General features: G+C 60.9%; 3 protein-coding genes. 2 read left to right on the top strand and 1 reads right to left on the bottom strand.

Annotated elements, in window-relative coordinates:
• Positions 1-337: 337 nt before the first annotated feature.
• Positions 338-1,123, top strand: coding sequence for a DUF4349 domain-containing protein (locus C9383_RS19880; RefSeq protein WP_090372085.1), 786 nt, complete (start codon positions 338-340; stop codon positions 1,121-1,123).
• On the opposite strand, the gene C9383_RS19875 is transcribed toward C9383_RS19880, so the two are convergent.
• Positions 1,124-2,209: a DUF1615 domain-containing protein gene (locus C9383_RS19875; RefSeq protein ID WP_090372087.1), complete on the bottom strand. Its 1,086-nt coding sequence runs from the start codon at positions 2,207-2,209 to the stop codon at positions 1,124-1,126.
• Between the two features lie 233 nt (positions 2,210-2,442).
• Between C9383_RS19875 and C9383_RS19870 the strand changes: the two genes are divergently transcribed.
• Positions 2,443-5,868 (top strand): DUF6531 domain-containing protein (locus tag C9383_RS19870; RefSeq protein WP_107338877.1); only part of this gene is annotated, 3,426 nt, incomplete at its 3' end.

The raw sequence follows: 5,868 nt of genomic DNA, 5'->3' as shown, positions 1-5,868 counted from the left end.
ACTACGGAAAAGGCCCGGTTCCACGCAAACCGGGCCTTTTCTTTTTTGCAGCCGCGTCAGAAAAACACCATCAACCTGTGGGAGGGGGCTTGCTCCCGATAGCGGTGTGTCAGTCACAGACCTCTGATCCGAACCACCGCTATCGGGAGCAAGCCCCCTCCCACAATAGAACTGCACTGGTTTTGAAATTTTCACGATTCCTGGCCTCAGGCCAAATCTAAAACTGTGGGAGGGTCGCATCACTATCAACCACACCATCCCCTCTGACGCTTTGCGTTAATCCGCCAGACCCGGTTTAATCGCCGTCCAATTCCCCTGTACACCCCAAGGAACTGCAATGCGCCATCTGGACGGCAAATCTCGCCCGTTTTTCATGCTGTTACTGGCCGGGCTGGTCTTGACCGGCTGTTCGCCCAAGGACCACCCCCGCGCCACGGTAATCAACGGCGAACAGGGCCGGGCCGGTGCGCAGTTGGCCTACGAACACGAGCTGACCCTGGCCCTGCCCGGCGCTCTGCTCGCACCACGCATGCAAGCCACCCGCGAAGCCTGTGAAACCGCGCGCTTTGGTGCCTGCAACATCCTGGGCATCACCGAAGATGGCGACGGCGGCGACATCATCTTGCGCATAGCGCCTACCGGCGTGGAACCGATGGTCGCGATGGCGGCCGAAGGCGGCAAACTCGGCCAGCGCATCACCACCGCCGAGGACCTGGCCGACGCCGTCAATGACGTAAAGCGTCGCCAGCAGCGTCTGCAAGCCCAGCAGCAGCGCCTGGATGATCTGGCCAAACGCAAGGACATCACCGTCAGCGACCTGATTGCACTGAGCAAGGAACAGGCGTCCATTGAGAACGAACTCCAGGAACTGGCCCAGCTCGCGGCCGGCCAACAGCGTCGCCTCGATACCAACCGCGTCACCCTCAACTTCCGCTCCAGCGACGGTGCAAACCAGCAATCGCGCTTCAGCCGAATGTTCAGCAACCTGGGCGACAACCTGGTGAACGGCACGGCGGACGCCATGGAGCGCGCCAGCTATGTATTGCCGTTTGTGATCCTGGCGTTCCCGGTGGTATGGCTGTGGGTGGGGTTGTGGCGCCGGTTTGTCAAACGACGCACTTGATCAACGCTTCATACAGCGCTGATATCGCTCGTCCACCCGCTGGGCGAACCACGCCGTGGTCAGGTTGCGCGTGATCTTCGGGCTTTTCAGCACGATGCCCGGCAGGATCGCGCGCGGCATCGGCTTGCCGGCGGCCTTGTCGGCCAGGGCGAACACGCGTTTGTAGAGCGTGGTGTCTTCAAAATCCAGCTGCTCGCCCTGCTCGAGCTGGCTGCGGATACTCGGGTTACGCATATCCAGTTTCGAACCCAGCGAACGCACCGCCAGCTCGGTGGAGCCCGGCAGTAATGAGCCGTAACGAATCAAGTCGCCATCCAACACCAGCTCGGTACCGGTGACGCGGCTGACGGCAGCCTGGAATGCGGCGTTGCGGCTGGCATACCAACCGGCATTGAAGTCGGCAAAACGATACAGCGGCTGGTCGTAGTTCACCGGGTAACCCAGCAAATGGGTAATGCCGAAATACATGCCGCCGCGTCGGGTGAAGACTTCCCGGCGAATCGTGCCATCCACCGTGTAGGGATAACCCCGCGCATGTTGCTGCGCAAAGTCGATGCTCACCTGCATCGGGCCGGCGGTGTGTACCGGATTGAAGCCGCCGAACAGCGTATTTCCCAGCGGCACCATGCTGATGAAGTCGTCGAAGATCCCGCTCAGATCCTTCTCCGTGCGTGCGGCGCTCAGGCGTTCGGCGTAGGACTTGCCGGTGGGCGAGCGCAATTGCAGCGTGGTGCGTATCACAAACGCCGGCACATGGACCTTGCCGGCCCGCCGCAGGATCTCATCCTGAGCAATCTTGCCCATGTTCGGCACCGCAGGGTCGACCTGGTAAGTGGACTCCTGCTCGGTGACCGCCAGCACGGCACAGATATTTTCAGTGCTGGGATAGATCTTCTGGGTGTCGAAGGCGGTGTAGATGTCCTGAGCCCAACCGCTGCGGTCCGGCACCGACGCCGGCAGCAGCCGCACAATCTGGGCCTTCACATCGGCCTCGCTGCGCTGCGGCTGTTGCGGGTTGCGCGTGGTGGAACAACCGGCCAGTACCAACGAGGTGGTGAGGCAGAGCATCAAACGACTTGAATACATGGGGCTTCCTTGAACGACGACGGGCCGGGCACTGCGGATATCGACAGGTAAGTCTAACCGGGGTTCGCCGACTTGCATGGAGGACAAAAACTACTGAAACGCCCTACTTCTGTTGACGAATAGGTCCGGCTTCTTTTCCTTACAAACCTCTCCAAAGTCCTTCGCCTGATCATTCAGTGCGAGGGACCGCCGATGTACTTCTCCGTAACCACCTTGCCCGATAGGGCTGCCTTTTGATCCCGGTGATTGCCAGGTTTGTCCTGGCCCCCATGGACGCCAAAACGCCGGACGTTGAACACGTCTTGCGTGATTTCAGAACCTGCCTGAATACCTTCGACGACTGGGCTGAAAGTTTTTGGAGCGGTTCGGCACTGGATCTTGAGCAGGTGTTCAAGGTCGGCGACGACGTCGCACTGACCGCACCGGGTTCGTCCAAGGCGCCCAGCGCCACCGTTGCCCTGTGCAAAGCCCAGGGTTCACTGACCCTGGTGCACCTGTTCGAAAGCACGCAGTTCGTGCCCATCGGCAATACACCCGTGGTGCTGCAAGCCATTGCAGCAGATGGCAGCCCGGTGGGGCCGCCCATCCACGACACCATCGGCCCCAGCGGCATCCTTGAAGTCCAGGGCTGCACGCGTGATCAGCGTTATCAAGTCACCTTCTATCCCGACGTGTCCAAGGATCACGTCAAGGCGCTGTATGCGTCTTATCAATCGGTGATCGCGGGGCTCGAGCCCCGCCTGCGCGAGGAATGGACGCAGACCTTCAACGCCCGGTGGAGCGACTTTTCAAAGGCCACGCCTTTGGAACGCAGTGTGATGCAAAGTGTGGCGCTCTCAAGCGGAATCGCCCAAGCCCTCTACAACCTTTGGGACAACATCACACAACTCTGTGACCTGCTGGCGGACATCAAGCCCAACAGCCAGAAGCTGCTGCAATACCTCTCCCAAACTGAACTAGATCAACTGCTGAAACTGAGCAGCGAGGCCGTTGCACAGGGCTTGCTCGTGCTCAGCGACGAGCCACTGCTGTTCATTTACCTATCAGCCATGGTCGCCTGGATACGCATGCTGCCACCGCCAGACATGTATGAGCTGCTGGGTGAAATCACGGGTGAAGTACTGATCAACCTGTTTCTGATCTGGGCCACCCGGGGCATGGGCGTGCAGCTTCGGCTGGGAGCCCAGGTATTGGGGCATATCAAATCCGGGCGGGTGCGGGGCTGGCTGGAAACGCTGGCGAATCAGTTGGTGGGGCCACCTCTGGAGCCCCATGCCGAAGCGCTGAAACCGCTGTTGCTGAGCAGTGTGCCGACACCGATCAAGACGGTGCCGGTTGGGCCAGTGAAAGCTGGCGATCAGTTGGTTTCCAACGCCGTGCCGGCAGTGCGGGACAAGGCGACGCAGCGCACCGTATTGGTCAGGCAGGAGCCTGTCGACGATGTGCCGGCCTCGGGGAAAAACCTCAACGGGGAGGCTTCAGCCCCGGCGGACAAGACCGCTTCCCATGGCTGCCCGGTGTCGATGGTCACTGGCGAGGAGTTGCTGACGCTGACCGATGGCACGCTGGATGGCGTGTTGCCGTTTGACTGGACGCGGCTGTATCGCACCAGTGCCGTGGAAGTGGATTGTGGGTTGGGGTTTGGCTGGAGCCATGCGCTGGCGCACAGGCTTGTCGTTGATGGCGATTCGGTGGTGTGGACGGATCATGAGAATCGGTCGACCACGCTGCCCTTGCCGTCTATTTCCCGGCCCGCGATCACCAACAGTCTGGCCGAAGCGGCGATCTATCTGGGCGCTCTACCCGATGAGTTAGTGCTGGCCCAGGCGTCGCGCTTCTACCACTTTCGCGACGGTGTGCTCACCGCCATCAGCGATGCATACGACAACCGGCTGCGTATTCTGCGGGATCGCTCGGGGCGTATTGAACGGCTGGATAACGGCGTCGGCCGCTCGCTGTTTTTGCGCTATGAACTTGGGCGCATTGTGGCGGTGGACTATCAGGTTCAGCGCGCCAAAGGTCATGAAGCCTTCACCTGGGTGACCGAACACAACGTTGTGTCCTACGCCTATGACGACGCAGGCCGACTGGTGTGTGCGACCAATGCCGTGGGTGAACGTGAGGTTTATCGCTACGACGATCAGCACGTCATCCTTGAGCGGCAGTTGGCCGGTGGCGCAAGTTTCTACTGGGAATGGGAACGTTCCGGCAAGGCGGCGCGCTGTATCCGGCATTGGGCCAGCTTTTCGCAGATGGACGCGCGTTATGCCTGGGGTGACGACGGCCAGGTCACGGTGTTTAACGCCGACGGCAGCCAGGAAATCTACGTGCATGACCAGCGCGCACGGCTGGTACAGCGCATCGACCCGGACGGCGCCGAGCATTTCAAGTCCTACGACGACAAGGGCCGGCTGACGGTCGAGCAAGACCCATTGGGCGCGGTGACGGCCTATCAGTACGACGATGCCGGACGCTTGGTGGCGGTGTTTCCGGGGGATGACGAACCGACGTCCTACGAGCATGACAACGGCTTCGTACGCGTGGTGCGGCGGGGTCAGGCGGTCTGGAAATATGAGCGCAATGACCAGGGCGACGTGACGCGTCGGACGGATCCCGCCGGCCATATCACCGACTACAGCTATAACCCATCCGGGCAACTGACGGGCGTCTGGTACCCCGATCACAGCTGTCATCGGCTGGTCTGGAATGAGCGCGGGCAGTTGCTGGAGGAGCAACTGCCCAATGGTGCCATCAAGCGTTATCGCTATGACGACCTGGGGCGGCAGGTGGCGCGTGAGGATGAGCACGGCGCGCTGACCCAATACCAGTGGGACAGCGTGGGCCGCCTGGTTCGCGTGGTCTTGCCGGGCGGTGCGTATCGGGAATACAGCTACAACCCCTACGGAAAAATCACCGCCGAACGCGACGAACTCGGCCACGTCACCCGTTACGAATACGCCGACGGCCTGCACCTGATCAGCCGCCGCCTCAATGCCGACGGCACCCAGGTCAAATACCGCTACGACAACGTGCGGCTGTTGCTCACCGCGATTGAAAACGAAGCCGGCGAAACCTACCAGCTTGATTACCACCCCAACGGCCTGATCCAGCAAGAAATCGGCTTTGACGGCCAGCGCACAGCGTATGCCTACGACCTCAACGGCAACCTGCTGGAAAAGACCGAACACGGCGACGATGGCCGTCAGCTGGTTACACGTTATGAGCGCGACCACGCCGGGCGCCTCGTACGAAAAACCCTTGCCGATGGCAAGGTGGTTGAATACGCCTACGACCGCCAGGGCAACCTGCTCAGTGTCGACGACGGCCACTGGGCGCTGGCCTACGAATACGACGTCCAGAATCGCCTGACCGCCGAGCACCAAGGCTGGGGCACCCTGCGCTACGGCTACGACGCCTGTGGTCAGTTAAAGCACCTGCGCCTGCCAGACAACAACCGTCTGGTGTTCAACCACGACAAAGGCGGCCACCTTTCCACGGTTGAACTCAACGGTGCACTGCTCACCTCACACCTGTTTAAAAACGGTCGCGAACACCAACGCCAACAAGGCCAGCTGCTCAGCCACTACCACTACGACGACCAGCACCGCCTGCACGCCCACGCCATCACCCAGCAGGAACACATTCTTTACCAACGCCAA

The sequence above is a fragment of the Pseudomonas palleroniana genome (assembly GCF_003031675.1).
In the GTDB taxonomy this organism is placed as follows: domain Bacteria; phylum Pseudomonadota; class Gammaproteobacteria; order Pseudomonadales; family Pseudomonadaceae; genus Aquipseudomonas; species Aquipseudomonas palleroniana.
This window is presented reverse-complemented; position numbering and strand designations above follow the sequence as displayed.